We start from the raw sequence: 26,676 nt of genomic DNA, 5'->3' as shown, positions 1-26,676 counted from the left end.
TGCTCTGAGGAGGTGGGCTCCTCAGCTGCGGCGTCGGCTGTCCTTGAGGAAGTCTCTTCCTCACTGGAGTGGCCGTCCGTGGACGGCCACAAGCACACAGTCTAGCAAGCAACCCGCGCCCTGTCAAGGAAACACGGGCGGGTTGCGCGGGTGCGGGGAGCGGGGAGGACTACTCCTCCCCGCCCTCGCCCTCAGCGGCTTCGCTCTCCGCCTCGGCCCCCGGCTCTGCGGATGCCGGGCTGGTGTCGTCGCCCGAACCGGCCGGCAACTGCGCCTCCGGCGCCTCAGCCACCGCCACGCCGGTCGATGCAGGCAGAGCCGACGCCTGGCCCTCAAGCTGCTCCTTGACCTCCTCGATCGAGGTCGGCTGGCGTAGCTGCTCCTCCTGCATCGCGGCCAGCGACGCCTCGTCGTGCGCCGTCAGACCTTCGGCCTTGCGCTTGCGCGCCCAGAACCCGGAGCCGGCCGGGATCAGCTTGCCGATGATGACGTTCTCCTTCAGGCCGCGCAGGTAGTCGACCTTGCCGTGGATCGCGGCCTCGGTCAGAACCCGCGTGGTCTCCTGGAAGGAGGCCGCCGACAGGAAGCTCTCGGTTGCCAGCGACGCCTTGGTGATGCCGAGCAGCACCTGCTGCGCCGTCGCCGGCTCGCCACCCTCGGCGATGATCTCCTCGTTGATCCGGTTGAAGGTGAACCGGTCGATCAGCTCCCCGACCAGCAGGTCGGTGTCGCCCGGATCCTCCACCGCGACCTTCCGCAGCATCTGGCGCACGATGACCTCGATGTGCTTGTCGTTGGTCACCACGCCCTGCGACTTGTAGACCTTCTGCACCTCGTCGACCAGGTAGCGCTGCACTGCGGCGCGCCCCATGGTCTGGAGGATCTGCTGCGGGTCGAGGTTCCCATCGGTCAACTGGGTGCCCGTTGTCACCGTGTCACCGTCGTTGACCCGGATATGGGCCGATGCCGGCACCTGGTACTCGGTGGTCTGCGTCTCCTCGTGCCGCAGGACGAACTCCTGCCCGTCAAGGAAGACGACACCGTCCATGCTGGCAACCACCGGGTCGCCCTCGACGCCCTCCGGCGGCGAGGCCAGCACCTGTCCGACCGCGACGGTCTCGCCGTCGGCCACCAGCACCTGGTAGCCCTCCGGCAGCGCCATCACGTCGGTCACGATCTCCTCGCGGCTGAGCAGGATGCGGCGGCCACTCTCGTCCTCGACGATGTGGACCACACCGTCGTGCTCCGCCAGGATCGCCTTCCCCTTCGGCTCGCGAGCCTCGAAGAGCTCCTCCACGCGCGGGAGACCCGTGGTGATGTCCTCACCCGCGACGCCACCGGTGTGGAAGGTCCGCATCGTCAACTGCGTACCGGGCTCACCGATGCTCTGGGCGGCGATGATGCCGACCGCCTCGCCCAGGTCGACGAGCTGGCCGCTGGCCAGGTTCCGCCCGTAACAGTAGCGGCAGACACCGTGCTCCGCCTCGCACTGCATCGGCGTGCGCACATCCACCCGCGGGACGCCGCGCGCCACCAGATCCCGTGCGATCGCCTCGGTGATTTCCCCGTTGCGCTCGACGAGGATCTCCCCGGTGTTCGGGTCGACTACCGGCTGAGCCGCCATCCGCCCGACGATCCGCCCGATGAAGGACTCGGTGTCCGGCATCGAGTCGACCTCGATGCGCATGCCCTCCTCGGTGCCGCAATCGTCCACCGTCACGATCACGTCCTGGGCGACATCGACCAGACGCCGCGTCAGGTAACCGGAGTCAGCCGTGCGCAGCGCGGTGTCGGCTAGACCCTTCCGGGCACCGTGCGTGGAGATGAAGTACTCCAGCACGCTGAGGCCCTCGCGGAAGTTCGACCGAATCGGGAGGTCGATGATCTTCCCACCCGGGTCGAGCATCAGACCGCGCATACCGGCCATCTGGCTGATCTGGTTGATGTTACCCTTCGCCCCGGAGGTACTCATCATGTACAGGGCGTTGTTGACGCCGAGCCCGGCCTCAACAGCCTTCGCCAGCTCGTCACGGGCATCGTTCCAGATGTTGACCACCTCGCGATGCCGCTCAGCGTCCGTGATCAGACCACGGCGATACTGGCGCTCGACCTCCTCGACCTTGGCGTCGGCCGCGGCAATGATGGCTTCCTTGCTCTCCGGGATGTGGACGTCCGTCAGGCCGATCGTCAGGCCACCCTTGGTCGCATAGTTGAAGCCGATCGTCTTGATGTTGTCCGCCATCTCGGCGGTGACCTCCGGCCCGAGCTCCCGGTAGCAGGCGGCGACCAGCCGGCGCAGCGCCTTCCGGTCCATCGTCTCGTTCCAGAAGCCGAGCTCGTCCGGGATAACCTCGTTCAGCAGCACCCGGCCGACCGTGGTGTCGACCAACTGCGGGCCGGAGCCGTTCAGCTCCAGGCGCACCTTGATCTGCGCCTGCAGGTCGACCACCCCGGTCCGATAGGCCAGCTCCACCTCGTGCGGCCCGGCGAAGACCTTGCCCTCGCCGCGCGCACCCGGCCGAGGCAGCGTCATGTAGTAGCAGCCCAGCACGATGTCCTGGGTCGGTGTGATCACCGGGTCGCCGTCCGACGGGTCGAGCAGGTTGCGGGTCGAGAGCATGCGCTCCCGCGCCTCCTGCTGCGCCGCCGCCGAGAGCGGCACGTGTACCGCCATCTGGTCACCGTCGAAGTCGGCGTTGAAGGCCGCGCAGACCAACGGGTGCAACTGGATGGCAGACCCCTCGATCAGCTTGACCTCGAACGCCTGGATACCGAGCCGGTGCAACGTCGGGGCCCGGTTCAGCAGGACCAGATAGTCGGCGATAACCTGCTCCAGCACGTCCCAGACGTGCGGATCGACCCGCTCGACCAGCCGCTTGGCGGCCTTGATGTTGTGAGCGTAGCCCTGGGCCACCAGCTTCTGCATCACGAACGGCTTGAACAGCTCCAGCGCCATCCGCTTGGGCAGACCGCACTGGTGCAGCTTGAGATCCGGGCCGACCACGATCACCGAGCGGCCCGAGTAGTCGACCCGCTTACCCAGCAGGTTCTGGCGGAACCGGCCCTGCTTGCCCTTGAGCATGTCGGACAGGCTCTTGAGCTTGTGCTTGCCGCTGCCCGACACCACACGGCCGCGCCGCCCGTTGTCGATCAGCGCGTCCACGGCCTCCTGGAGCATGCGCTTCTCGTTGCGCACGATGATGTCCGGCGCTCCCAGCTCCAGCAGCCGCTTCAGCCGGTTGTTCCGGTTAATGACGCGGCGGTACAGGTCGTTCAGGTCGGACGTCGCAAAGCGCCCACCGTCGAGCTGCACCATCGGGCGCAGATCCGGCGGGATCACCGGCAGGACGGTGAAGATCATCCACTCCGGCCGGTTGCCGCTCTTGCGCAGCGCCTCGACCACCCGCAGTCGCTTCGCAGCCTTCTTGCGCCGCTGGCCGCTGACCGAATGGATCTCCTGGCGCAGCTCCGCCGAGAGCTTGTCGAGGTCCATCTTGGACACGACCTCGTAGACGGCCTCGGCGCCCATCCCGGCCTTGAACACACCGGGCGCCAGCTCCATGGCCTCGCGGTACTGCGTCTCGGTCAGGACCTGCAGCGGCTTGAGGTCGCTGATCGCGCGGACCATCGCCTCGGCCTCGGCCCGCAGCGCCTGCTTCTGCTGCTCGTACTCCTGGACGATCTGGCGCGTCTTCTCGTCGGCGTCGTACCGGAGCTGGTCCTGCTCCGCCTCGGCCAGAGCCTGACCGCTAGTCACATCATGCTCGGCCTGGCGCTCCAGCTCCTCGCGCTCTTCGTTGACCGCCTCGGAGAGGGCCTGGAGCCGATCCTCGTTGACCGCCTCCCCTTCGCGCACGATGGTGCGCCCGCGGAAGACGATCTCCTCCGGCGCCGCCTCGCCGAGCAGGCTCTCCAGCCGCTCGCGAACCGCCGTCGCCTCCTGGTCCAGCTCCGCCTTCTGCTCCGCGAGGCGCTGCTCGACCGACTGGCCGAGGGACTCAGCCCCGGCCCGCAGGTGCGACAGCTCCGCCTCGATCGCCGACGTGATGTCAGCGGTCCGAGCCTCAAGCTCCCGGTCGAGCTCCGCCAGCTCGGCCTCGAGCTCCTCATAGATCTCGCGGATCAGCGCCTCGCGCTTCTCCTCGTCCACCTCGGTCACGAGGTAGGACGCGAAGTAGAGGACGCGCTCCAGGTTGCGCGGCGAAATGTCGAGGAGCAGGCCGAGACGGCTCGGCGTGCCCTTCACGTACCAGATGTGCGCGACCGGTGCGGCCAGCTCGATATGGCCCATGCGCTCGCGCCGGACCTTCGAGCGGGTCACCTCCACGCCGCACTTGTCGCAGATTGTGCCGGCGTGGCGAACCCGCTTGTACTTGCCGCAGTAGCACTCGAAGTCGCGGGTCGGTCCGAAGATCCGCTCACAGAACAGCCCGCCGTGCTCCGGCCGCAGCGTCCGGTAGTTGATCGTCTCGGGCTTGGTGACCTCGCCGTGCGACCAACTCCGGATCGCTTCCGGCGAGGCCAGGCTAATGCGAATCGCGTCGAAGTCGTTGACGTCCAGCCCCTGATGCGAGTCTCGCGACCGCCTGCCAATGCTCATCGTCTGCATGATTCGTCGCTCACCAGTCCCACTAATCCTCGGACCGCTCGAACCCGCTCAGATTGATCCGATCGAGATTCGTCAGCAAGTCGCGCGAGGTATCCTCGGCAAAGTCGATCGTCTCCTCGTCCTCGTTGATGACCTCGACCGAAAGGCCCAGGCTCCGCAGCTCCTTGACGAGGACCTTGAACGACTCGGGCACGCCGGCCTCCACGATCGGCTCGCCCTTCACGATCGCCTCGTACGTCTTGACGCGGCCCACAACGTCGTCCGACTTGACCGTGAGCATCTCCTGGAGCGTGTAGGCCGCGCCGTACGCCTCCAGCGCCCAGACCTCCATCTCGCCGAAGCGCTGCCCACCGAACTGAGCCTTGCCGCCCAGCGGCTGCTGCGTGACCAGCGAGTAGGGGCCCGTGGACCGGGCGTGGATCTTGTCCTCCACCAGGTGGGCCAGCTTCATCATGTACATGACGCCCACCGTCACCGGCCGGTCGAACTTCTCGCCGGTGCGCCCGTCGTACAGGTCGACCTTGCCGTCGCTCGGCAAGCCGGCCCGCTCCAGCATCTCCCGGATCTGGTACTCCTTCGCGCCGTCGAACACCGGCGAGGCGATCTTCAGCCCGAGCGCCGCCGCGGCCCAGCCCAGGTGCGTCTCCAGCACCTGTCCGATGTTCATACGCGACGGCACACCGATCGGGTTCAGCACGATGTCCACCGGCGTCCCGTCCGGCAGGTAGGGCATGTCCTCGATCGGCAAGATGCGCGAGATCACGCCCTTGTTGCCGTGCCGCCCGGCCATCTTGTCGCCCTCGGAGATCTTCCGCTTCTGGGCGATCATGACGCGGACCATCTCGTTGACGCCGGCCGGCAACTCGTGATCGCTGCCTTCCTCGCGCTTGAAGCGCTTGACGTCGATCACCTTGCCGTGCACGCCGTGCGGCACCCGCAGACTCGTATCCTTAACCTCGCGGGCCTTCTCACCGAAGATCGCGCGGAGTAGCCGCTCCTCCGCGGAGAGTTCGGTCTCACCCCGCGGCGTCACCTTTCCGACCAGAATGTCGTTCGGCCGCACCTCGGCGCCGATCCGGATGATCCCGTTCTCGTCGAGGTTCGCCAGGCTGTCCTCACCGACATTCGGGATGTCCCGCGTGATCTCTTCCGGACCGAGCTTGGTATCGCGCGCCTCCGTCTCGTACTTCTCGATGTGGATCGAGGTGTAGACATCGTCGCGGACCAGCCGCTCGGAGATGAGGATGGCGTCCTCGAAGTTACCACCCTCCCACGACATGAACGCCGCCAGGACGTTTTGGCCCAGTGCCAGTTCGCCGTTGTCGGTGCTCGACGAGTCGGCGATGATCTGGCCCGGCTCCACGCGGTCACCCTTGTTCACGCTCGGACGCTGGTTGATGCACGTGTCCTGGTTCGAGCGGATGAACTTGCGCAGCTTGTACACCCGCTCGGTGCCGTCGTCCTCGCGCACCGTGATGGCCCGAGCCGTGACCGAGGTCACCACGCCCGCCTTCTCGGCCACGACGACCTGGCCCGAGTCGCGCGCCGCCTGATACTCGACGCCGGTGCCGACGATCGGCGCCTGCGGCCGCAGCAGCGGCACGGCCTGGCGCTGCATGTTGGCGCCCATCAGCGCCCGGTTCGCGTCATCGTGCTCCAGGAACGGGATGAGCGCCGCCGCCACCGACACCAACTGCTTCGGCGACACGTCCATGTAGTCGATCCGCTCCGGCGGCGCGGAAACGAACCCGTCGCCGTAGCGCGCCGACACGCGTTCCTCGATGAATTCGGCGCGCTCGTTCAGCGGCGCGTTCGCCTGGGCGATGACAAACTGGTCCTCCCGGTCAGCGGACAGATACTCGATCTGGTCGCTGACGAACGGGACGATGCGCACCATCGTGATGCCGGCCTCGGCCAGCCGAGCACGCAGCGCCTCGTCGATCTGCGTGCCCGCCGCGGCCAGCACCTCGCCCGTCTCCGGGTGCTTCACGTCGACCGCCACGATCCGCCCGAGTATCAGCTCGTGATCCTCCTGCGGGTTGAGCTGGCGATAGACCCGGCGGTACGGCGTCTCGATGAACCCGTACGCGTTGATCCGGCCGTAGGTCGCCAGCGAGCCGATCAGACCGATGTTCGGACCTTCCGGGGTCTCAATCGGGCAGATGCGGCCGTAGTGCGAGTAGTGCACGTCCCGGACGTCGAATCCGGCCCGGTCGCGGCTCAAGCCACCCGGCCCGAGAGCCGACAGGCGCCGCTTGTTGGTCAGCTCGGCCAGCGGGTTGGTCTGGTCCATGAACTGAGAGAGTTGGCTGCCGCCAAAGAACTCCCGGACCGCCGCCATCACCGGCCGCGTCGTGCTGATCAGCCCGTTCGGGGTGACCGTCTCAATATCCTGAATCGTCATCCGCTCCCGGATGCCCCGCTCCAACCGCTGGAGCCCGGTGCGGACGTGCATCTGGATCAACTCGCCAACCGCGCGCACGCGCCGGTTGCCCAGATGGTCGATGTCGTCCGGCTGATCCTGCCCGGTGTTGACCCGGATCAGCGTCCGCACGACCTCGACCAGGTCCTCGCGCGTCAGCACGCGGGTATCGAGCCCGATGTCGAGCCCCAGCCGCTTGTTCAGCTTGTAGCGCCCGACCTTCGCCAGGTCGTACCGGCGCGGGTTGAAGAAGAGCCCGTCCAAGAGCGACGCGGCGTTCTCCCGCGTCGGCGGGTCGCCCGGCCGGAGGCGCCGGTACAGCTCGACCTGGGCCTCCTCGCGCGTCTTGGTGGTGTCACGCTCCAGCGTGCTCTCGATGAAGCGGTGCTCCGGGTCGTCGACGTCTGCGAAGAGCTCCCGGATCTCATCGTCGTCGACGATGCCGATGGCGCGCAGCAGCACGGTCACCGGCAGCTTCCGCTTCCGGTCGACCTTGACCGACAGCACGTTCTTGTTCGACGTCTCGAACTCAAGCCAGGCGCCGCGGCTGGGGATCAGCTTCGCCCCGGCGAGCTGGCGCCCGGTCGTCGGATCGGTGGTCAGGTCGAAGTAGACGCCGGGCGATCGCACCAACTGCGACACGACCACGCGCTCGGCCCCATTAATGAGGAAAGTGCCGTGCGGGGTCATAATCGGGAAGTCGCCCAGGAAGACGTCGCTCTCCTTAATCTCTCCGGTTTCGCGGATGAGGAGCTGGACCCGAATCCGGAGCGGCGCTGCGTACGTCATGTCCCGCTCGCGGCAGGTCTCCTCATCGTAGCGCGGCTCGTCGAAGCGATGCTCCAGGAACCGGAGCTCCATCTTTCCGTTGTAGTCGACGATGGGCGAGATCTCTTCGAGGAGCTCGCGCATCCCCTCCGTCTTGAACCATTCGAATGACTCGATCTGGAGCTGCACCAGATTGGGCATCTCCAGGACCGTCGGAATGCTGGCAAAGGAAACCCGGTCAATGCCGAGGTTGGAGAGCACCTGCCTCGTGCCAGCGTCCGGGGCGCCTTGGGACCGGAGAGTTACGGCCATTCACCGCTCCTTTTGTGAGATTGAGAAAAACGGGGTCGCGTAGACTCGGTGCTGCCGGGTCGCCGTTACCGCGGCAGATCACACCGACCGGGATGACCGCTCGACTGGTGGGTGCGTCGGGAAGACGAAAAGCCGGGAAGGCGGCATCCACCCTCCCGAAGCATCTGATTGTTCGGTCTCAGACCCTGTGTTATCTGACTCATCCGCATGCGCGAGCGACCACCCATCCGCAAACGCCAATTATACGCTGCTGCTGGATGGCTGTCAAGGCCGCTGGCTGTCCTCCCCGCGCGAGCTGTCTCCCCGCGTCGGATCGCCCCTATGCGGCAGCCACCACCGCACGGGGCGCAAAGATGCGTGTCGCCCAGTATACCCTATCCACCCCTCCTCGGCCAACCGGCGATTCCAGGCCAGCACAAACAGGACTGTGTCCCCCTGGCCGTGTCGGAAAGGCCTCAGTTAGAATCCGGGCGCGGCGAACGCGCGCCGAGCGACGAGGACGCTGAGGGACACCACCATGTCACAGCCGAGCCACACGCTCTCTCCCGGGCAGGAGCGCCTCATCATCGCCGTGGACCGGGTTATCTATCACCTGGCACGGCATTGGGTCTGGCTCCTCAACGGGATCGCGGCGCTCTTCGTGGTCCCACCCCTCGTGGCACCGTACCTCGCCGCCACCGGGCACACCGTGGCCGCGAGCTGGATCTACCGATTCTTCAGCCTGACCTGCCATCAGAAGCCGGAGCACAGCTTCTTCATCGCCGGCCATCAGGTCGCGTTCTGCCAGCGCGACACGGCTATCTACGGCGGGCTGCTGCTCTTCGGCCTGCTCTACGCCGTCGTCCGGCACCGCGTCCGCCCCGCCTCGCTCTGGATCGGAGCCCTTCTCGCTGCACCGATGGCGGTGGATGGACTAACCCAGCTCGTCGGCCTGCGCGAAAGCACGCCCACGCTGCGTGTGCTGACCGGCGGTTTGTTTGCGCTTGGCGTCGCCTGGATCGTCTTCCCGCGACTCAACGAGGGTTTCGCAGAGATCGAGGCCGTGCTGAGGGCGCGCTTCGACCGGCTGGCTCGCGAGGGACGGGTCCGGCCGCTCGCAGCGCCCGCACGAAAGGACCACCTCGGATGACGACCATCCTGAAGGGCAAGCGTATCGTGCTCGGCGTCTCAGGCGGGATTGCCGCCTACAAGTCGGTCGAGCTGGCCCGCGAGTTGACCCTGGCCGGTGCCCAGGTCGACGTGGTTATGACGCGCGCGGCGCGGGAGTTTGTCGGGCCACTCACGTTCGAGACACTCACCCGACGACCCGTGCGGACCGAGGTCTTCGAGCAGTGGACCGAGGCAGAATCGGGCCACGTCTCACTCGGTGAGCGCGCCGACCTGATGATCATCGCGCCGGCGACGGCCCAGGTGATCGCCAAGCTGGCACACGGCCTGGCCGACGACATGCTCAGCGTGACCGCCCTGGCCACCCCTGCACCTGTCATCGTCGCACCGGCCATGGACTACCACATGTACCAGCACCCCGCGACGCAGGCGAACCTGCGCACGTTGGCCGACCGCGGCGTCCGCATCGTCGGGCCGGACGAGGGTCTGCTCGCCTCGGGGCTGGTCGGACCGGGCCGCCTCGTGCCGACGACGCGGCTGATGGACGCCATCCGCGCTACGCTGGGCTCGAACGGACCGCTGGCCGGGGTACGGGTCGTCGTCACCGCCGGTCCGACGCGGGAGCCCCTCGACCCGTTGCGCTTCCTCAGCAACCGCTCCAGCGGCAAGATGGGATACGCCCTGGTGGCAGCGGCCATCGACGCCGGCGCCTCGGTCACGCTCATCACAGGGCCGACGGCGTTAACCCCCCACAGCGAAGCCTCCGTGATCGGAGTTGAGTCCGCCGCCGAGATGGCTGACGCTGTCCAAACTGCGGTCCAGGATGCCGACGTCCTGATCATGACCGCGGCCGTGGCCGACTACCGCCCGGCCAGCGTCGCCGAGCACAAGATCAAGAAGTCGAGCGACGACCTGACACTGAACCTGACCCGGACGACCGACATCCTGGCATCGATCGACCGTCCCGGCCTCCTCAAGGTTGGGTTCGCCGCCGAGACGACCAGTCTCCTCGACTATGCGCGCGATAAGCTCCGCGCCAAGCACCTCGACCTGATCGTCGCCAACGATGCCCGTACCAGCATGGGCAGTGATGAGGGCTGGGCTTACCTCTTGGAGCCGGGCAAGGAGGCGGAAGAGGTGGGACCAACTTCGAAAGCGGAACTCGCTGAAGTGATCATCGACCGGGTCGCGAGCCTGCTCCGCTCCCGCCGGACATCGGAGCGCGACTGATGCAGCCTCCGCGCCAGCGCCGCCCGAAAGGTACGCAGCCGCTTAGCCGGCTAGGGCGTGCGGTCATCGTGGAACTCGGCGCCGTCCTCGGAGCGCTCCTGCTTGCCCGCATCGTCATCCTCGCGGTTCCGGGGCCGGAACGCTCCGAGTTCACGCGCTGGTTCGTCCGGGCCACCGAGCCCCTGGTCTGGCCCGTGGCGCAGGTGCCCGGGGGCGGGATTCATCTCATCCGCGCGCTGACGCTCGCCGATCTGGTCACGGCCGCCATGCTCGTCCTGCTCGCCGCGCTCGCCGTGGGCACCATCGCCGGCTGGGAGGCCGAGGGGGGCCATGAGCGCGACACGAATGGGCATCTCGCGCCGGTGGAACGCCGAAAGCGCATGTTAGACTGATCGCACGCATGCGCGGCGCCGCCGCCGCGCTCGGCAAGCGTCGTGCGTAAGCCCAATCACCCGGTGCCCCGGGGGTTGCCACGGCGCTGCGATAGCGGCCCGCTGGCAGAGGGAAAGGAGGGATCATGCTCCGGAACGTGGTCCGCGGCATTCTGAACCTGGTTCTGGCGGCGGCCGCAACCTGGCTGGCGAACTACCTGACCGACCGCATCTTCGGCCCGGAAGAGGAGGAGCTTCACGACTAGCCGGGTGGACGCACCACCCGCGGACGGCCAACGGGGCCGCAACCCCGAAGCGCTGCTAGTCAGGCTGGAGGTACCCTCGTGATCACGCGCGCAGACGTCGATGCCCTGAGCCGGCTCGGCTCCGACCAGTGGCCGATCGTCAGTCTGATCCTTCGGGTCGACAAGGAGCGAATCGACGACGACTACACTATCCGCCTCAAGAATCTCCTTCGCGAGGCCGCCGACACCCTCGACGATCGCTTTAATCCACAGCAACGCAAGGCGGTCCTGGAGGACCTCGAGCGGATCCGCGAGTTCTTCCGCGACGAAGGGGATCGGTTCGGGCGGGGTGTAGCCGTGTTCGCCGCCTCGCAGGCGGGCATCTGGCAGGTGCACGAACTCCCCCGGGACGTGGAGAGCCAGATCGCGATCGGCTTCGAGGCACATGTCGCCCCGCTGATCAAGATCCTGGAGCAGCTCGAACCGTTCGTGACTTGCCTCATCGCCCGCGACAGCGCGCGACTGTTCTACGGTCGGCTTGGGAAGTTCGAAGAGCTCCAGCAGATCGTCGACGAAGAGGTACCTGGCCAGCACGATCAGGGCGGTTGGTCACAGGCCCGCTACGAGCGACACATCGATGAACACGCACGCGCTCACTTCAAGCGGGTCGCCGACGAGTTGTTCCACATCTTCGAGGAGCAGCCGTACCGCTGGCTGATCCTGGGTGGCCCAGACGAAGTCGTCGCCGCCTTCCTCGAGCAACTCCACCCCTACGTTCGCGAGCGCCACGCCGGGACGGTGCGCGTTCTGATGGAGGCCAACATCAACGAGGTGCACGAGGAGAGCTGCGAGATCATCCGGCGATGGATCCTGGATGAGAAGCTGCGCGCCATCGAGATGCTCCGCAACGAGGTGCTGAGCGGTGACCGGGGCGTCGCCGGGCTCGAGCCTACGCTCATGGCGTTGCAGCAGGGCCAGATTCTCACCCTCCTGGTCGACGACAGCTACCAGGCCCCGGGTGCTGTGTGCTTGAATTGCCGATCGGTACAGAGAGAGGGTGGGACGGGTCAACAGTGCGTCTTCTGCGGCGGACCGCTCCAGGCGCTGGACAACGTGGTGCCGGAAATCGTGACCGGGGCGTTCCGGCAGGGAGCAAACCTGCTGTTCCTGACGCAGCCGGAGACGCAGGAGCCGATGCGCGACCTGGGCCGGATCGGCGCCCTCTTGCGGTTCAGCCTGACGAGCCAGAGCGAAGGCTGACAACCCGCCCACGCGCCACCGCGATCATCAACCCGCACACCGGCAGGCGGGAAGCCCACGAGCTGGAGGCCATGCTCCAGAGCACGTTGGGGCGTGTCTACGACGTGCGGGTGCTCCGCACCGGCTACCCCGGCGATGCCCGCGACCTCGCGCGGCAGTCCGCCAAGTCATCCGACGTGGTCCTGGCAGTTGGCGGCGACGGCACCGTTGCGGACGTGGCGAGCGGACTTGTGGGAAGCAACACCCCGCTCGCGATCATCCCGACCGGCTCGGCCAACGCGGTCGCGCGCTCGCTCGGAATCCCACTGCAACCGGCAGCGGCGGCACGCATCCTCGTGCGGCCGCATGACAGACGCACCCTCGATGTCGCGCTCGCCGGTGAGCGCGCCGTTGTGCACATGGCGGGCAGCGGCTACGACGCGCTGGTCATGCGAGACGCGCAGCGCTCCCTTAAGCGGCTTGCTCGCTGGCTGGCCTATGTGCCGCCGGCGCTCAAGCACCTGACCGTCCCAATGACGCGGTACCGCATCACAGTTGACGGCGAGACGACGGAGTGCGTGGCCCGGATGGTGCTTGTCGCCAATGGCGCGTTTGTCCTGGATCCCTGGCTCCGGTTCGGCGACGACATCAGGCCGGATGACGGCGTGCTCGACGTTTGTGTGTTCGATCCGCCGCACCTCGCGGCGACACTGACGCTGCTCCTCTGGTTCCTGGTGGGGCACGTTGGCCGGTCACGCTTCGCCCGGCGGCTGCGGGGGCGGCACGTCCGAGTGGAAGCGTCGCCGCCCGCCCCGATCGAGCTGGACGGGGATTATGCGGGGACCACGCCGCTGGAGATGAAAGTTTGCCCAGCAGCGATCCAGGTAATCGTCCCCCGCGGCGCCGGGGAGCCAATCGCGCGCTGAGTGTCCAACTTCGGCAAGTGGAGGACACCCGGCCCGTCGGGCCGGGTGCACTTGGTGCTGGCTACGGATAGGTTCGCGAGGCGTCCCAGGTTTCGCCCAAGAGGCCTTGATCGACCCCGTCGACCGCCACCTGGATGAACGGCGCGTTTCCTGCCGTTACATACATCTGCTCGCCCTCGAACACCCGGGTCTCCCCGCCCGGCAGCACGTCAGAGAAGACCACCTGCCCGTCGACCGTCACCTGCACCCACACGGAACTGGTGGCTGTGACGGCAAAGGTGTGCGTGGTGGATACCGGCGTCGGCTCCGGTGTCGGGGTAGGCTCCTCGGTCGGCGTCTCGGCCGCGGCAGGCACGGTCGGCTCCGGCACCGGCGTCGAGGTCGGCTCGGTGGTCGGCGTCGCGATGGTGATCGAGCCACCCTCGCTCCCGGTGGGTGAAGCCTCCGCCGACGGGGTGGGCGAGGCAAGACCCACGATGCCGGCCGGCCCGGTCGGCGGCGCATCCTCCGGCGCGAAGTAGGCGCTGTAGAGAAAAGCGAAGATCACCGCCGACATGATGACCATGAAGGCGATGATGGCGAAGTTGGGCGCCCAGTGCGACGGGATGTTGAGCGGCTTCGTGGCGGGAACCACCCGGAAGCCACCGCTGCGCTGGCCGTGGACCTCCTCGAAGAGCGCCAGCACCGCAACCGGGTCGAGGCCCAGGTACTGTGCGTAGTTGCGTACGATCCCGCGGGCGTAGATGAGTGGCGGCAGCTCCTCGAACTCCTCGCGCTCGAGGGCGGCAAGGTGATGGCGGTTGATCTTGGTGGCCCGCTCCGCCTCGCGCAGGCTCACGCCCTTGTACGAGCGGGCATGCCGCAGCAGTTCGCCGAATTCGGACATGAGTTCCCCGTCAGCTTCCCTTCCTCACCACGGCGCCCTGCCCAAGCCGCCAGGGTGAGTTCCCCGACGTTGCACCCGCGGCCCGTCTAGCGCGCTTCGCGCCGCCGAGCCTCCGCTCGCTGCTGGAGCAACTGGTGCAGGTACTCATCCACGATCGGCGTCGGTCGCGCGTGATGCGCGATATCGGCCCGCTGCAGCCACCAATCATCAGCAGGCACCCACCACGTGCCGATCGTGCTCTCGCAGGCCAGGTCGTCCGCCTGCACCATCTGCGGGTGCTCGAACGCGTATCGATTATTGCACCACCCGCGGTCTCCCGTCTCGGCCGGCCGGAAATCGCGGCATGTCCGACAACAACGTGGCAGCGTCGCCGCGGACGTCCCGGTCAGTGCCAAAGGCTCCCCCGCGGGCTGCTCATCCCCCCCTGGGGGCGCTTCCACCTCCGGGGCCGCCTGTACGCGGGGCTCCTGCGACTCCGCCATGGGCGGCACCGGCGGCTCGGCATCCGGGATGACCATGAACGGCTCCGTGGAGCCGCTGCGTGATTGTACCCAGGTTGCGCCGAACCTGCTCGGTGTGACTGGCTCGGGATCCGCCACCCGCCGCGGTGCCAGTGGCCGGGAGCGCGTCGGAGTCGGGCCTGCGGGCGGAGACGCCGCCCGCCCCGTGCCGGGCCGCGGCGTCACAGGCCGGCGAACCAAAGGGCTCTCGGGGATGGGATCCATTTCTTCTGGGGTCGCCCACTGTGCCGCGCCGCTGAAGCGCACGGGTGTTGTGCGTCGCGGCGCGGTGCCCACTCGGTTCGAGCGAGGAATGCTGGTCTCCCGTGCCGCGGGTGCGACCGATCGCGGCTCAGGCGGCTCAGATCCCATCCCGCGGCGCTCCCCGCTCGCCGACTCGCCGTTCGGGGTATGAAGTCCACGCTCAGGCGTGACCTCCTCGCGGAGATGTGAGGTCCTGGCACCGTCGGCCTCCCGGGACGCGGAAGGCAGTGCGTGATCCGCGGCCCGCCCGGACGCCGGCGCAGTCGCGCGGCTGACCGGCCGTAACGGAGCGATCGATATCGTCTCGAGCGTGTCGGTCCGCGCCGAGTCGCCTCCGTTCGGCGGGTTGGAATCGGTTGCCGCCGGCGCGCTCGCGTCACCCTTCCCGTCGGTCTGGCTGGGCTCGCGTGGTTCCCACAGGTCGTGATCCCAACCGTTTCGGCAGGCTAACTCGGTGCGGCGGACGAGGACCATGTGCTGGAGATCCTGCCTCAGCGGGTGTCGGCACCATCCCGATCCCGCCAATCCTCCCTCTTCAAAGTGACGGCAGGTCCCGCACTTGCGCTGGGTCACGTCGGTGCCCCTTCGATCGTGGTCAGTGTAGATCGACCGGCTGAGGACGGGGACCACAGAGTCCGTCCGGAGTGCGCCCACCCCCCTTGGCGACAACACCGGAGCGCCCGACTCCGCGGGTCGAGGTCGCAAAATGTTCCGAGCGCATTGTAGCACAGACACCCCGTCTCGCCAGCGTGTCCGTACAGTCTATCTCGGCGATTCGCGCATAATGGAGACATTCCATGATTTCTTGCGCATCTTGCGGTCACGCAAGAGGAGCCCACGGAGGGTCCCGCGACGCTCGGCGCCATGTGGCTGCGGGCCGGCGCTTCGGACGACAGCCACCGCCATGACGATCAATCGCCGCGTCGGTCGCGTGGCTGGGAACGGCTCCCAGTCGCAGCCGCGAACCGAGTATAATTCGCGCCCGGAGATCGCTCGCACGGTGACTGTCCCGCACGTTCGGAGGAGCCCCGTGATTCCACTGAACCCGCGCCTGGCCCGAGCGCCCGAACCCGCCGGCGTCCAAGCGGCGAAGCGCTACTGCATCTGGACGATTGGTTGCCAGATGAACGAGGCCGAGTCCGCGAAGGCCGCCGCCATGCTCAGCCAGGCCGGCTATTTGCAGACTCATCTCGAAGAAGAAGCCGACGTCATCATCGTCAACTCCTGCGTCGTGCGCCAGGCGGCCGAGGACAAAGTCGCGGGCAAGCTCGGCTCGTTGGCTCGTCTCAAGCGCGTCCGCCCAGATGTGCGCATCGCGCTGACCGGGTGCATGGTCACCGGCCAGGAGCAGGCACTGGCCGAGCGCTTCCCGCATGTTGATCTGTTCTACGGCCCGTCCCAGTTCGAGCGGCTGGTCGAGATCGCTCCGGAGCTGGCTCACGTCGACACCGACCTCGCGGAGCTACCGCACTTCTACCAGCCAGACGCGGCGGGCTCCGACGTGACGGCTTTCGTACCCATCATCTACGGCTGCAACTTCGTTTGCTCCTACTGCATCGTCCCCTATCGCCGGGGCCGGGAGCGTAGCCGGCCAATGGCCGAGGTCATAGCTGAGGTCGAGCGCCTTGCGGAGCGTGGCGTCAAGGAGGTGACCCTCCTGGGGCAGACGGTCAATGCCTACGGCCACGACCTCCCGGGGAGCCCGGACCTCGCGGACTTGCTGACCGCCGTCAACGAGATCCCGGGGATCGAGCGCATCCGCTTCCTCACCTCGCACCCCAAGTACATGTCCGACCGGATCGTCCAGGCGGTGGCGACGCTGCCGAAAGCCTGCGAGCACATCAACTTGCCGGTGCAGGCCGGCGACGACGAGGTCCTTCGGCGCATGCGCCGCACCTACACGGTCGATTTCTATCGGGAGCGGATCGCGTACATCCGTGAGACGATCCCGGGCGTGACGGTGTCGACCGACATCATCGTTGGTTTCCCGGGCGAGACCGAGGAACAGTTCCAGCGCACACTCGACCTCCTGGCCGAGCTGCGATTGGACAAGGTCCACGTCGCGATGTATTCTCCGCGCCCGCGGACGCTCTCGGCCCGCTGGGAGGACGACATCCCCTGGGATGAGAAGCGGCGGCGCCACCAGGCGGTGGAGAAGCTCCAGGCACAAATTCTCGGCGAGCGCAATCGGGGCTACCTGGGCGCCACGTTCGAGATCCTGGTCGACGGGATGGCGAAGGGCCGCTGGCGCGGACGGACCAGAGGCAACGATCTGGTGTTCTTCGAGGCGCCGGGCGACTGGAAGGGCAAGTTCGTGGACGTGCGGATCACCGAGGCCTCGCCCTGGTACTTGCTCGGCGAACCGGTGGCAGTTCGGGATCACGCTCGCGCCGGAGTAGAGAGGGTGGTCTGAAGTATTGACGACCTATCAACCTGACGGACGCAATCGCACAGTACGGCGCCAGGCCGAGGAAGCGCGACGGCTCGCAATGGAGGGCCGCTGGGAGGAAGCCGTCGAGATCAACCGCGCGATCCTGACGCAGGCCCCGCGCGACGTTGAGGCGCACAACCGCCTCGGCAAGGCGTTGATAGAGCTCGGACGGTTCAACGAGGCGATCGAGGCGTACCGCGCCGCGCTCGACATCGACCCGGGCAACGTGATCGCGCGCCGCAACATCGAGCGCCTTGAGGACATCGGTGAGCCGGCGCCACAGGTCAGTCCCACGCCTGGCTTCCGCCCGAGTGTCTTCGTTGAAGAGGTGGGCAAGACTTACGTGACCGACCTGGTCCGCCCCGGCCCGCAATCAGTCCTCCGGCTGGTGTCACCCGCTGAAGAGGTCGAGATTCGGCCGGAGAACGGCGTGGTGCACATCTACAGCCAGGACGGGCAGCGGCTCGGCCAGCTCGAGCCCCGCATCGCTCAGCGGCTGCTCGAGCTCCTGGAGGCCGGCAACCGCTATCAGGCGTACGTCGTAGCCACGAACGAGGATACGGTGCGCATTATTCTGCGCGAGGTTTACCGCGACCCCGACGCGCCCGCGCACCTCTCCTTCCCGCGCCAGGCCAAGATGCCGCCGCCGCGGCCGTACCTGCGCGACACCGGACGTGCAGAGCGCGAGCTTGAACCGGACCTCCTGCTCGATTCCGACGAGGAAGAAGAGGAACTCGACGACGAGGAGCCGGAGGAGCTCGAGGCCGTCGGCGACGATGTGGACGAGGAAGACGACTTCGTCGACGACGAGGAGCCGGAAGACGACGTCCCGCTCGACGAGTAACACCGAGTGCGGGCCGTCCCTGGTTTTCAGGACGTGCGTACGGCGGCGAACACGTCACAGCCCCGGCCAGAAGGCCGGGGCTGTCGTCTTCTTCACTCCGATATCGGATCAGTTCAGGACGAAGGTCAGCGCCACCAGGATGACCACCATCAGGGCGGAAATAATCAGCAGCCGGATGAGATCGGACCGGATCATGGCGTACTCGTCAGGAAGCCGACCCCAATGCGTCTCGGCAACCCGAGCCGGCTCCGATCCCGAAGGCGTCGGTGTCTCAGCCTGCGCAGCCTCCAGCATGGCGCGCCGCTGCCGATACGCCTGAAGTTGGGCTTCCGACAGCCGTGGACGTCCGCTTCGTCGCGTCTTGGTCTTCTTCGCCACTGCTCGTCCCGCTCCTCTGTTCCGTGGCGTCGCGCTAGGCGCGCCTGCGGCAACATCCGACCTGGGGTCGCATTCACCTGAGTATACCAGCGGCCTCTCTGGCGCCCTACTCCGCGGGCATCACCTCAACGAACATGCCCCGCGTGATTTCCCAGGCCCGCGCTGCGTTCCCCATCCGAACGGCGATCTCCAGTCCGCCGTGGCTGCCGAACAACGCCAGCGTGTGCTCCTCAGGCACCGAGCCATAGGTTTCCACGATGCCCCGCACCATGGCTGAGCCACAGCGGACCCACACCTTGTCGCGCGGCCAGGGCACATCCTCCGGGTGGATCAGCGTGCGGCAGTTGCCAAAATGGTCGATCGACACGACGGGACCGCGGACGACCCGCTCCTCGCGCTCCACCGCCGGGAGCGGCAGGCGCACGAGCGACGACGGCGGCACCTCGGTCCCCACCTCGGTCAGCTCGCGCCCGCTCGCCAGGTGGCCAGCCACCGGTGCGAAGACGTCGCGCCCGTGGAATGTCTTCGACACCCGTGGCCGGTGAAACTCGGGCCGGTCTAGCACCACCAGTTGCTCCGGCTCCTGATCCTGCAATACGAATGTGCCCAGCCCGTTGTCCGGGGTCACGAACAGGTGGCCGCAGTACGCGAAGGCGACCGGCCGCCGCGGGGTTCCCACACCCGGATCGACAACAACCAGGTGCACTGTCCCCGGAGGAAACGCCTCCCACGCCGTCGCCAACTGGAATGCCGCCTCCGCCACATCCTGGGCTGGAATTTGGTGGGTCAGATCCACCAGTTGCAGGCCCCGATCGACCGTCAAGAGCGAGGCCTTAATCTGCCCCACGTACGTGTCACTCAGTCCGAAGTCGGTGATGAGACTGACGATCCCGCTGCGCGCTCCCCCGTCGCGCATCGACACCTCCTGTCACTCTCACTCAGGCGACCCCCCCACCGGATCGCCAGCTTCTCCGCGGCCGTCCCCGGCCGCGTATCGCCGACGCACCCACTCGTACTCCTCCGGCGTATTGGCATTGTAGAAGGACAAGAGGTTCGGGTCGTACTGCCGGATCTCCTCCTCCGGGATCCGTTTGACGCGCACCTGGCTGAAAAAGCCGATCACCTTCAGGATCCCTTCCTGGAGCTGCCGCTCGATCGCGGGAAGGCACGACTTGCCGTAGATAGCGTGGAGCGTCTCAAGCGTCTCCCGCTCGCCCTGCGTGCTCCGCTCGGCCGCCAGGGATGGCACGAGCACATCGTAGTCCCGAGGCACGGCAGCCATGTAGCGCAGCAGATCGGTATTGACGAACGGCATGTCGCACGCGAGCACGAGACAATGAGGGTGCTCGGCCTCAGCAATCGCCGTGTAGATCCCGCCGAGCGCCCCACTCTGCGGGCAACGATCCGGAACCACACGCAGGCCGAACCGTGCGTAGGCCGGTCGGTCGCTGGCGATCAGCATCATCTCACTGGCCACGGGCCGCGCGCGTTCGATCACGTGCTCGATCAGCGCGCGCCCAGCGACATCGAGGAGCGCTTTGTCCCGGCCCATCCGGCGGCTCTGTCCACCAGCCAGGATCGCCACGCTGAGCGGTTCTAGTGCAGTCACCCGTCCGTCCTTCCGCTGCTGGCCCGTGGCCGCTCCGGACGATTCCCGGGCATTGTACTAAAGGGCCAGGTCGCGACCTTTGACCCACTCGTCGCCCAGGGGGTATACTTCTGCCGAACAACCTCTGGTGGCGACGAAGGGACGACGGAACCATGCAGGGTCGTCCAGACATCAGAATAGGTTCAAGGGAGAGCACCCGGCAGCGCGCCGCGGTGCTCGTTTGTTATTGGCGAGATTTGGGAGCGCGGACGATCGGGTGACGCGCGGCCATACGGGGACAACGCCCCGTCAGCCGCGGAAAGGAGTGAGGCTCGTGAACTCGAGCATCATCGGGAAGATCGAGAAGGCGCGCCGCTATGCGGAAGAGCCCGAGCGGGCTGCTATCCGATCGCTCCACATCGTGTTCCGTGGCGACCACGATGTGTACGACGTCCGGCTTCAGGACGCCCGGTGGACCTGCACGTGCCACTCCTATGAGGCACTCGGCCTCGGCACCTGCAGCCACATCATGGCGGTAGAGCGCCTGCTCGGCCCGATGCTCCCTGAGGACGTGCCCGTGAGCGGGCAGCTCGCTGGGGCACGCTAAGGTCGTTCCCTCGGTCACGCACCCCCGGCGGCGGGTAGCGGGCGCCCGCCGCCGGTTCGCCGAGCCGCATTAGCGTAGGGAACTAGTTCGCCGACACGAACGATCCCCTGCGTACCGCGACGACGCCGTCATACGGCACACAGTCCCGCACGACGACACCGGGGCGCGGACCCGTCACGAGTTCCCCCGGAGCCCACGGCCCGGTCTCGGCTGAGGCATGGAGCGTTCGGACATACGGAACCGGCGCGAAACGCGCCCGGCTACCGCGGGGTCCGTTGACGAGTTCAAAGTTGATCGCAGCTGCGGCCATCCAACTGGCCACCCAGCGGCGCAGCCCGCGTCGTGATCGTGACTGGGACATCCCCATCCCGGTCGCTGCCATCACAAGCGCTCGAATCGCTCGACATCGAGGACGAAGACGGTCGCACCGCCGACGGTTACTTCGACCAGCTCCGGCGGGTACCACTCGTGGATATCCCCGATAATCTCGGGCTGTACCACCTCGGTCCGCTCGCGGCAGTTCGCTTCGATGAGCCGCAGCACACGGCCGACCTGGTAGTCTTCGACGCCGATCAGGAGGGTCGTGTTGCCCACCCGGAGGAAGCCACCCGTACTGCCGATGCGCGTCGCACGGAAACCTGCCCGCGTGATCGCATCCAGCAGTTGATTCGCGTCGTAGTCTTGGACGATAGCGACTACCAGTTTCATCCGCCTCGCTCCGCTCCTCGCCGGGGTGGCCGTATCGCGTGACGGACTATAGCATAACCGGCACGCAGGAAACCGCTTTGGCCCAGAACGTGGCAACATCTGTGCGCAAGGAACCCCATTGGAGAGATGTACGCGTGCGCCAGAGGTGAGCGACGGGAGTGCCAATGAACAACGTCCACCATCTCCACAGCCTGGCAGCCCTCACCTGGCAGGAGGCGGCCGATCTCTTGAAGCAGCGCCCGGTTGGGATCCTGCCGATCGGGGCGATCGAGGCCCACGGGCCGGACCTACCCCTCGGCACGGACGTCATCATCGCCACGGCCATCGCCGAGCGGGCCGCCGCGTTGCTGACCGAGGAAGGGCTCCCTGTCCTGGTCCTCCCACCGCTACCGTACGGCGCCAGCTTTATCGCTACGTGTTTCCCTGGCACCTCCCCCGCCGAGCCCGACGCGTTCCGCGCCTACTTGACCTCCGTGCTACTCAACCTGTTGCCGCAGGGATACCGGTGCATCTGCATCTGCAACGCCCACCGGGAGCCGGCGCATGCCGAAGCGGTGTGGGCAAGCGCCCGCGCCGCGGCCGCCGCGACCGGGGTGCCGGCCGTCTTCCCCGATGTGCGCGACTCCCGCTGGGCAAGTGTCCTCGGCGATGAGTTCCGCAGTCGCCCGCGACACGCCGGTCGCGCCGAGACATCGATTATGCTGGCAGCACAGCCCGGTGCCGTCCTGCACGACGGTATGGCACACTTGCCTGAAGTGCCAATCGATCTTCCCGCCCGGCTCCGCAAGGGCGCCCGGACGCTCTCCGAAGCCGGCGGCACGCTCGGTTACTTCGGTGACCCGGCCCGCGCCAACGCGGCCGAGGGCGAGCGTCTGCTGGCCAGCCTGGCAGGCATCGTCCGCGCCGCGGTCCTTGAGGCGCTGGCAGGGCATCGGGAGCCCGTTCGAGGATCCAGGAGGAGCGTCTGATGGAGCCCCGGATCACCTGGTTTGCCCAGTCCGCAGTGCGCATCGAGGTGGGTGACCTCACCATCTACATCGACCCCTACCACCTGCCCGACGACGTGACACCGGCCGACGTCCTTCTCGTCAGCCACCACCACGGCGACCACCTCTCCCCGGACGACCTGGCAAAGGTCCGCACCGAGCAGACCACGGTCGTGGCCAGTCCGGCGGCTGCGAGCCGGCTTGAGCAGCCGGTTCAGGTTCTCGCGCCTGGCGAGACAACGACCGTCGGGTCGCTCCGGATTCGGGCGGTTCCGGCCTACAACATCGACAAGTTCAGATCGCCCGGCGTACCTTTCCACCCGCGCGAGGAGCAGCACACCGGCTTCGTGCTCGAGATCGACGACCTGAGCTTCTACTTCGCGGCTGACACCGACGTCATCCCGGAGATGGACGAGATCGGCCCGGTGGACTACGCGTTCCTGCCGGTGAGTGGCACGTACGTCATGACCGCCGAGGAAGCTGCCGAGGCTGCCCGGCGCGTGCAGCCGAGCATCGCCATTCCGATCCACTACGGCGCCGTTGTGGGGTCAGTCGAGGACGCCCGTCGCTTTGCCGAGCTCGTCCCGGACCAGGTGCGCGTCTGGATCATGGAACCGGCGGGGAGCGCGGGCGGCGCGTGACGCTTCGGCGTCGGCCCGGCCGCGCTTGACACCCTTCACCGCCTACCCTACCCTCTCCCCGCGCGGCAATAGTAAGGGGGATGCGAGGGGAAATGCTCAGCCGGCGCGCGTTCGTGACCGCGGTGGCAACGGCCTTGGCCGGGGCAGTGGCCGCCGCTTGTAGCGGTCCGTCGTCGGCAGGCCCGCGTTCGGAGGTTGCGTCGGGGCAACGGTTCCCGACTCCTCCATCGTCCCCGGCGTCCCCCGCGCCAACTCCATCCGCGACGCCAACACCGACTCCGACCGCGACGCCAGAGCCGCCCCGCGTTTCGATCTGGGTCGACCCCACACTCCCTCCGCACTTCGCCCACGTGGCGCAAGAGGCAATGACCACCCTCCAGACGACGCTGAGCGACGCGCGGCTGACCCCGGTGACCAGCCCGGACGACGCAGACCTGCGGGTCGTCCTCACGACCACACCAGGGGACGACGCCATTACCGTCGCGCGTGAGCCGCTCGTCGTCGCTGTCTCGCCACGCCTACCGCTACACGCCCTCAGCGCCGAGCAGGCGCGTAGCCTCCTAAGCGGCGCCACGAGTGACTGGGTCGAGGTCGGTTCACCGACTCCGGGACCGGTCGTGCGGCTGCCGCTGGATGCTCCCGGCAGCGTGGCATCCGACTACGAGGCTCTCGTCGGGCAATTCGCGAGCGAACCGGGCGGCGTCGCGCTGGTACCACTCTCGACGGTCGACTTCCGCGTTGGAACCCTGCCCGTCGATGGGCTCGATCCCGTGCGCTATCCGGACCAGGCCGAACCCTACCCGTTCCACCGCTATCTCGTCATCGAAGGCGCCGACCCCGCCTCAGCGGACGACGTCGGCCCCCCGGCCCAGCTCCTGCCCGGCAACGCCGTCACCATCACCATGGTCGGGGACATCATCCTGGGACGGACCGTGCACACCATCATGACGCGCCTTGGCGATTACACCGCGCCGTTCCACCTCGTCGCCGACGAACTCAAGGCCGCCGACCTGACCGTCGGCAACCTGGAGTGGACCCTCTCAGACACCATCCCACCACCGACCGACCCCTATACGTTCTCGTTCATGACGCGGGCAGCGGGAGTCGAGGGCCTCCGCCTCGCCGGGATCGACGCCGTCTCCCAGGCAAACAACCACAGCATGAACTTCGGGGAAGCCGGCATGGCGGACACGTTAGCCGCACTCCAAGGAGCCGGGATCGTCCCGTTCGGCATCGGCCCCGACCTCGCCACCGCACGTGCTCCGGCGATCTTCGACATCCGCGGTGTGCAGGTCGCCTACCTGGGATACGACGGCATCACTGGCCACGTGCACGGCGCCACCGACGTGAGCCCGGGCACAGCGCCAATGGTGGTGGACTACATGGTGGCTGACATCGAGCAGGCGAGCCAGCAGCCCGACCTGGTTATCCCCTTCATCCATTGGGGCATCGAGTACACCCTGACCCCGAGCGACGAGCAGCGACTGATCGCTCGCCGTGCGATTGACGCCGGCGCGGCGCTGGTGGTCGGGTCACACCCGCATTGGGTCCAGGGTATGGAGATCTATCAGGGAAAGCCGATCGTCTATTCGCTGGGCAACTTCGTATTCGATCAGGAGTGGTCGCTGGAGACGAAGCAGGGGCTCATCATGCATCTCGCCTTCCACGGCAGCCGCCTCGCCGCCGTGCGCCTCGTCCCGGTCCTCATCGAGAACTACTACCGCCCGCGCATCGTCGACGGGCAGGAGATGACCGCGATCCTCGACCGAGTCTGGGCCTCAACCGACCAGCTCCTGGCCGCACCGCTCGAATGACGCGAGGCGCACGGCACCACCTTGTCGTAGAATGGCGCCCGGTCTTGCCATGCCAGGGTCCTAGTGCGCGATTGGCTGCCCAGCAGCCGACGCTTCGGAGGAGAGGGCGACGACACATGGGTGAGCGCATAAAAGGCGGTCAGGCGGTGGTCCGGGCCCTGGAGGCCCACGGGGTCGATGTTGTATTCGGAATCCCGGGAGTGCATACGCTCGAGATCTACGATGCGCTCCGCGACTCGCCGATCCGCCACATCCTTGCCCGCCATGAGCAGGGCGCCGGCTTCATGGCCGACGGCTACGCCCGTGCCTCCGGGCGCCCCGGCGTCGCGATCATTATTACCGGTCCCGGCATCACAAACGTCGCGACCCCCATTGGCGAGGCCTACTCCGACTCCGTCCCGGTGCTGGTCGTCTCAGCGAACGTCGAGCAGCAGTGGGCCGGGAAGATGCTGGGCCACCTGCACGATCTCAAGGACCAGCTCGGGGTCATGCGCGCGGTGACGAAGTGGAACGACCGTGCCACCACCGTGTCCGCCGTTCCCCAGTTGATCGCCGAGGCCTTCCGCCAGATGACGACCGGCCGACCGCGCCCGACGCACGTCGAGGTCCCGCTGGACGTCCTCCGCGCCTTCGGCGAGGCTGAGGTGACACCGCCTGAGCCGATCGCCCCGGTCGCTCCAGATCCACAGGAGGTCCAACGCGCCGTGGACGCCATCGAAGCAGCCGAGCGCGTGGTGATCTACGCGGGCGGCGGCGCCGTGGCAAGCGGGGCCCACCAGGCGATCACGGACCTGGCCGAGCGCCTCGGCGCGCCGGTCCTCACCTCGATCATGGGCAAGGGCTCGATCGCTGAGGACCATCCGATGGCCTTGGGCAACCTGTGGGAGCCGGGCAGCCCCGTTGAGGAGGTGCTGCGCAGCGCCGACCTGGCTCTGGTCTTCGGCTCGAAACTGGGTGCCCAGGACACCGAGTACCAGCGCATGCCACTTCCGTCTACGATCGTCCGGGTGGACATCGACCCCGAGGAGATCGGGCGCAACTACACGCCGACCCAGGCGATCGTCGCCGATGCAGCGCTCACCGCTCGTGCCCTGGTGGAGCACCTGGCCGCACGGGGAGTTAGCAAGGAGGGCTGGACGCCCGTCCAGGTGGCCGACATCCGGCAGCGGGCACGCGCCGTTGCATGGGGCGCCGAACAGCAGCCGTACATCGACGCGCTGCGGTCGGCCATTCCCCGGGACGGGATCCTCGTCACCGACATGACGATGATGAGCTACGTCGCCTGCCGCTTGTACCCGGTCTACGAGCCGCGCACGTTCTTCTTCCCGGCTGGATACGGCACCCTCGGCTTCTCCCTCCCCGCCGCCATCGGCGCCAAGATCGCCCGGCCCGATGCGACGGTGGTGTCGATCGTGGGCGACGGCGGCTTCCAGTTCACCATGCAGGAGGTAGCCACGGCCGTCCAGTTCCGCCTTGGGCTGCCCATCGTGATCTTCAACGATTCAACCTACACGGCAGTGAAGGAAGCCCAGGCACGCGAGTTCGACCGCCGCTTCATCGCGGTGGATCTGGTGAATCCGGATTACGTCAAGTTTGCGGATGCTTACGGCATTCCCGGCGTGCGCGCCGAGTCACCCGACGCACTGGCCGAGGCGATTCGTGCTGCGGCCCAGCGCGACCTTCCAACCATCATCGATACGCCCATTCACTTCGAGTACTAGGTGCAAGAATCGGCCGCTCCGGTGAGGCACACCGTGCCCTCTCCCGGAGCGGCTCTCGCGGCAAGGTTCGTGAACCGAA

General features: G+C 67.3%; 20 protein-coding genes. 12 read left to right on the top strand and 8 right to left on the bottom strand.

What is annotated here, in order from left to right; translation table 11 throughout:
* Window positions 1-169: 169 nt before the first annotated feature.
* Window positions 170-4,609, bottom strand: a complete 4,440-nt coding sequence (gene rpoC / locus STHE_RS05160; protein WP_012871513.1) for a DNA-directed RNA polymerase subunit beta' — start codon at window positions 4,607-4,609, stop codon at window positions 170-172.
* A 22-nt stretch (window positions 4,610-4,631) separates the two neighbouring features.
* A complete protein-coding gene (rpoB, locus tag STHE_RS05155; protein WP_483475640.1) occupies window positions 4,632-8,000 on the bottom strand; it encodes a DNA-directed RNA polymerase subunit beta in 3,369 nt (1,122 codons plus the stop codon).
* 628 nt (window positions 8,001-8,628) lie between these two features.
* On the opposite strand from rpoB, the gene STHE_RS05150 reads away from it, so the two are divergent.
* The 5 genes from STHE_RS05150 (at window position 8,629) to STHE_RS05130 (ending at window position 13,229) form a co-directional block, all read left to right on the top strand.
* Complete coding sequence (locus STHE_RS05150) at window positions 8,629-9,240, top strand: DUF2085 domain-containing protein (protein ID WP_012871511.1); 612 nt, start codon at window positions 8,629-8,631, stop codon at window positions 9,238-9,240.
* Window positions 9,237-10,448 (top strand): bifunctional phosphopantothenoylcysteine decarboxylase/phosphopantothenate--cysteine ligase CoaBC, encoded by a 1,212-nt coding sequence (gene coaBC / locus STHE_RS05145; RefSeq protein WP_012871510.1) that lies wholly within the window; start codon window positions 9,237-9,239, stop codon window positions 10,446-10,448. Before STHE_RS05150 ends, coaBC begins: the two co-directional genes overlap by 4 nt.
* Before the next feature lie 68 nt (window positions 10,449-10,516).
* Window positions 10,517-10,840, top strand: coding sequence for a YggT family protein (locus STHE_RS05140; protein WP_169308177.1), 324 nt, complete (start codon window positions 10,517-10,519; stop codon window positions 10,838-10,840).
* Between the two features lie 323 nt (window positions 10,841-11,163).
* Window positions 11,164-12,324: a baeRF10 domain-containing protein gene (locus STHE_RS05135; protein WP_012871507.1), complete on the top strand. Its 1,161-nt coding sequence runs from the start codon at window positions 11,164-11,166 to the stop codon at window positions 12,322-12,324.
* Complete coding sequence (locus STHE_RS05130; RefSeq protein ID WP_273029885.1) at window positions 12,321-13,229, top strand: diacylglycerol/lipid kinase family protein; 909 nt, start codon at window positions 12,321-12,323, stop codon at window positions 13,227-13,229. Before STHE_RS05135 ends, STHE_RS05130 begins: the two co-directional genes overlap by 4 nt.
* 61 nt (window positions 13,230-13,290) lie before the next feature.
* Here the strand turns inward: STHE_RS05130 and STHE_RS05125 are convergent, their stop codons facing one another.
* Window positions 13,291-14,115, bottom strand: a complete 825-nt coding sequence (locus tag STHE_RS05125; protein ID WP_012871505.1) for a helix-turn-helix domain-containing protein — start codon at window positions 14,113-14,115, stop codon at window positions 13,291-13,293.
* Window positions 14,116-14,201: 86 nt separating this feature from the next.
* Window positions 14,202-14,384 carry a hypothetical protein gene (locus STHE_RS18720; RefSeq protein ID WP_148219911.1) on the bottom strand — a complete coding sequence of 61 codons (183 nt, stop codon included), beginning with the start codon at window positions 14,382-14,384 and terminating at the stop codon, window positions 14,202-14,204.
* A 1,525-nt stretch (window positions 14,385-15,909) separates the two neighbouring features.
* Between STHE_RS18720 and miaB the strand changes: the two genes are divergently transcribed.
* Window positions 15,910-17,292 (top strand): tRNA (N6-isopentenyl adenosine(37)-C2)-methylthiotransferase MiaB, encoded by a 1,383-nt coding sequence (gene miaB, locus STHE_RS05115; RefSeq protein WP_012871503.1) that lies wholly within the window; start codon window positions 15,910-15,912, stop codon window positions 17,290-17,292.
* 4 nt (window positions 17,293-17,296) lie between these two features.
* Window positions 17,297-18,154 (top strand): tetratricopeptide repeat protein, encoded by an 858-nt coding sequence (locus STHE_RS05110; protein WP_012871502.1) that lies wholly within the window; start codon window positions 17,297-17,299, stop codon window positions 18,152-18,154.
* 108 nt (window positions 18,155-18,262) lie between these two features.
* Here the strand turns inward: STHE_RS05110 and STHE_RS05105 are convergent, their stop codons facing one another.
* The 3 genes from STHE_RS05105 to mobA form a co-directional block, all read right to left on the bottom strand.
* A complete protein-coding gene (locus STHE_RS05105) occupies window positions 18,263-18,532 on the bottom strand; it encodes a hypothetical protein (protein WP_012871501.1) in 270 nt (89 codons plus the stop codon).
* Between the two features lie 106 nt (window positions 18,533-18,638).
* Entirely contained in the window at window positions 18,639-19,448 is an 810-nt protein-coding gene (locus STHE_RS05100; protein ID WP_012871500.1) for an SAM hydrolase/SAM-dependent halogenase family protein, read from the bottom strand.
* 18 nt (window positions 19,449-19,466) lie between these two features.
* Window positions 19,467-20,141, bottom strand: a complete 675-nt coding sequence (gene mobA / locus STHE_RS05095) for a molybdenum cofactor guanylyltransferase (RefSeq protein ID WP_012871499.1) — start codon at window positions 20,139-20,141, stop codon at window positions 19,467-19,469.
* A gap of 313 nt (window positions 20,142-20,454) precedes the next feature.
* Here mobA and STHE_RS05090 point away from each other — a divergent pair, with 313 nt between their 5' ends.
* Entirely contained in the window at window positions 20,455-20,727 is a 273-nt protein-coding gene (locus STHE_RS05090; RefSeq protein ID WP_012871498.1) for an SWIM zinc finger family protein, read from the top strand.
* Between the two features lie 381 nt (window positions 20,728-21,108).
* Here STHE_RS05090 and STHE_RS05085 read toward each other — a convergent pair whose 3' ends face one another.
* Entirely contained in the window at window positions 21,109-21,435 is a 327-nt protein-coding gene (locus tag STHE_RS05085) for a cyclic-di-AMP receptor (protein ID WP_012871496.1), read from the bottom strand.
* Between the two features lie 164 nt (window positions 21,436-21,599).
* Here STHE_RS05085 and STHE_RS05080 point away from each other — a divergent pair, with 164 nt between their 5' ends.
* The 4 genes from STHE_RS05080 (at window position 21,600) to STHE_RS05065 (ending at window position 26,597) form a co-directional block, all read left to right on the top strand.
* Window positions 21,600-22,403, top strand: coding sequence for a creatininase family protein (locus STHE_RS05080; RefSeq protein ID WP_012871495.1), 804 nt, complete (start codon window positions 21,600-21,602; stop codon window positions 22,401-22,403).
* Window positions 22,403-23,062 (top strand): MBL fold metallo-hydrolase, encoded by a 660-nt coding sequence (locus STHE_RS05075; RefSeq protein WP_012871494.1) that lies wholly within the window; start codon window positions 22,403-22,405, stop codon window positions 23,060-23,062. The genes STHE_RS05080 and STHE_RS05075 overlap by 1 nt, the downstream gene beginning before the upstream one ends.
* A 365-nt stretch (window positions 23,063-23,427) precedes the next feature.
* Window positions 23,428-24,876 (top strand): CapA family protein, encoded by a 1,449-nt coding sequence (locus tag STHE_RS05070; protein WP_012871493.1) that lies wholly within the window; start codon window positions 23,428-23,430, stop codon window positions 24,874-24,876.
* Window positions 24,877-24,992: 116 nt separating this feature from the next.
* Window positions 24,993-26,597, top strand: coding sequence for a thiamine pyrophosphate-binding protein (locus tag STHE_RS05065; protein ID WP_012871492.1), 1,605 nt, complete (start codon window positions 24,993-24,995; stop codon window positions 26,595-26,597).
* The last annotated feature ends 79 nt before the right edge of the window (window positions 26,598-26,676 follow it).

Origin of the sequence: Sphaerobacter thermophilus DSM 20745 (genome assembly GCF_000024985.1) — a bacterium.
Classification (GTDB): domain Bacteria; phylum Chloroflexota; class Chloroflexia; order Thermomicrobiales; family Thermomicrobiaceae; genus Sphaerobacter; species Sphaerobacter thermophilus.
The sequence above is the reverse complement of the archived record's forward strand: the minus strand, read 5'-3'. Positions and strand labels throughout refer to the sequence as shown.

Coding starts and splice junctions, on each gene's coding strand:
- coaBC (WP_012871510.1), top strand. CDS start 9,237: ATGACGACCATCCTGAAGGGCAAGCGTATCGTGCTCGGCGTCTCAGGC.
- STHE_RS05075 (WP_012871494.1), top strand. CDS start 22,403: ATGGAGCCCCGGATCACCTGGTTTGCCCAGTCCGCAGTGCGCATCGAG.
- rpoB (WP_483475640.1), bottom strand. CDS start 8,000: ATGCCCAATCTGGTGCAGCTCCAGATCGAGTCATTCGAATGGTTCAAG.
- STHE_RS05150 (WP_012871511.1), top strand. CDS start 8,629: ATGTCACAGCCGAGCCACACGCTCTCTCCCGGGCAGGAGCGCCTCATC.
- STHE_RS18720 (WP_148219911.1), bottom strand. CDS start 14,384: ATGGTGCAGGCGGACGACCTGGCCTGCGAGAGCACGATCGGCACGTGG.
- STHE_RS05070 (WP_012871493.1), top strand. CDS start 23,428: ATGACCACCCTCCAGACGACGCTGAGCGACGCGCGGCTGACCCCGGTG.
- STHE_RS05085 (WP_012871496.1), bottom strand. CDS start 21,435: ATGAAACTGGTAGTCGCTATCGTCCAAGACTACGACGCGAATCAACTG.
- STHE_RS05125 (WP_012871505.1), bottom strand. CDS start 14,115: ATGTCCGAATTCGGCGAACTGCTGCGGCATGCCCGCTCGTACAAGGGC.
- STHE_RS05065 (WP_012871492.1), top strand. CDS start 24,993: ATGGGTGAGCGCATAAAAGGCGGTCAGGCGGTGGTCCGGGCCCTGGAG.
- STHE_RS05100 (WP_012871500.1), bottom strand. CDS start 19,448: ATGCGCGACGGGGGAGCGCGCAGCGGGATCGTCAGTCTCATCACCGAC.
- STHE_RS05080 (WP_012871495.1), top strand. CDS start 21,600: ATGAACAACGTCCACCATCTCCACAGCCTGGCAGCCCTCACCTGGCAG.
- rpoC (WP_012871513.1), bottom strand. CDS start 4,609: ATGCAGACGATGAGCATTGGCAGGCGGTCGCGAGACTCGCATCAGGGG.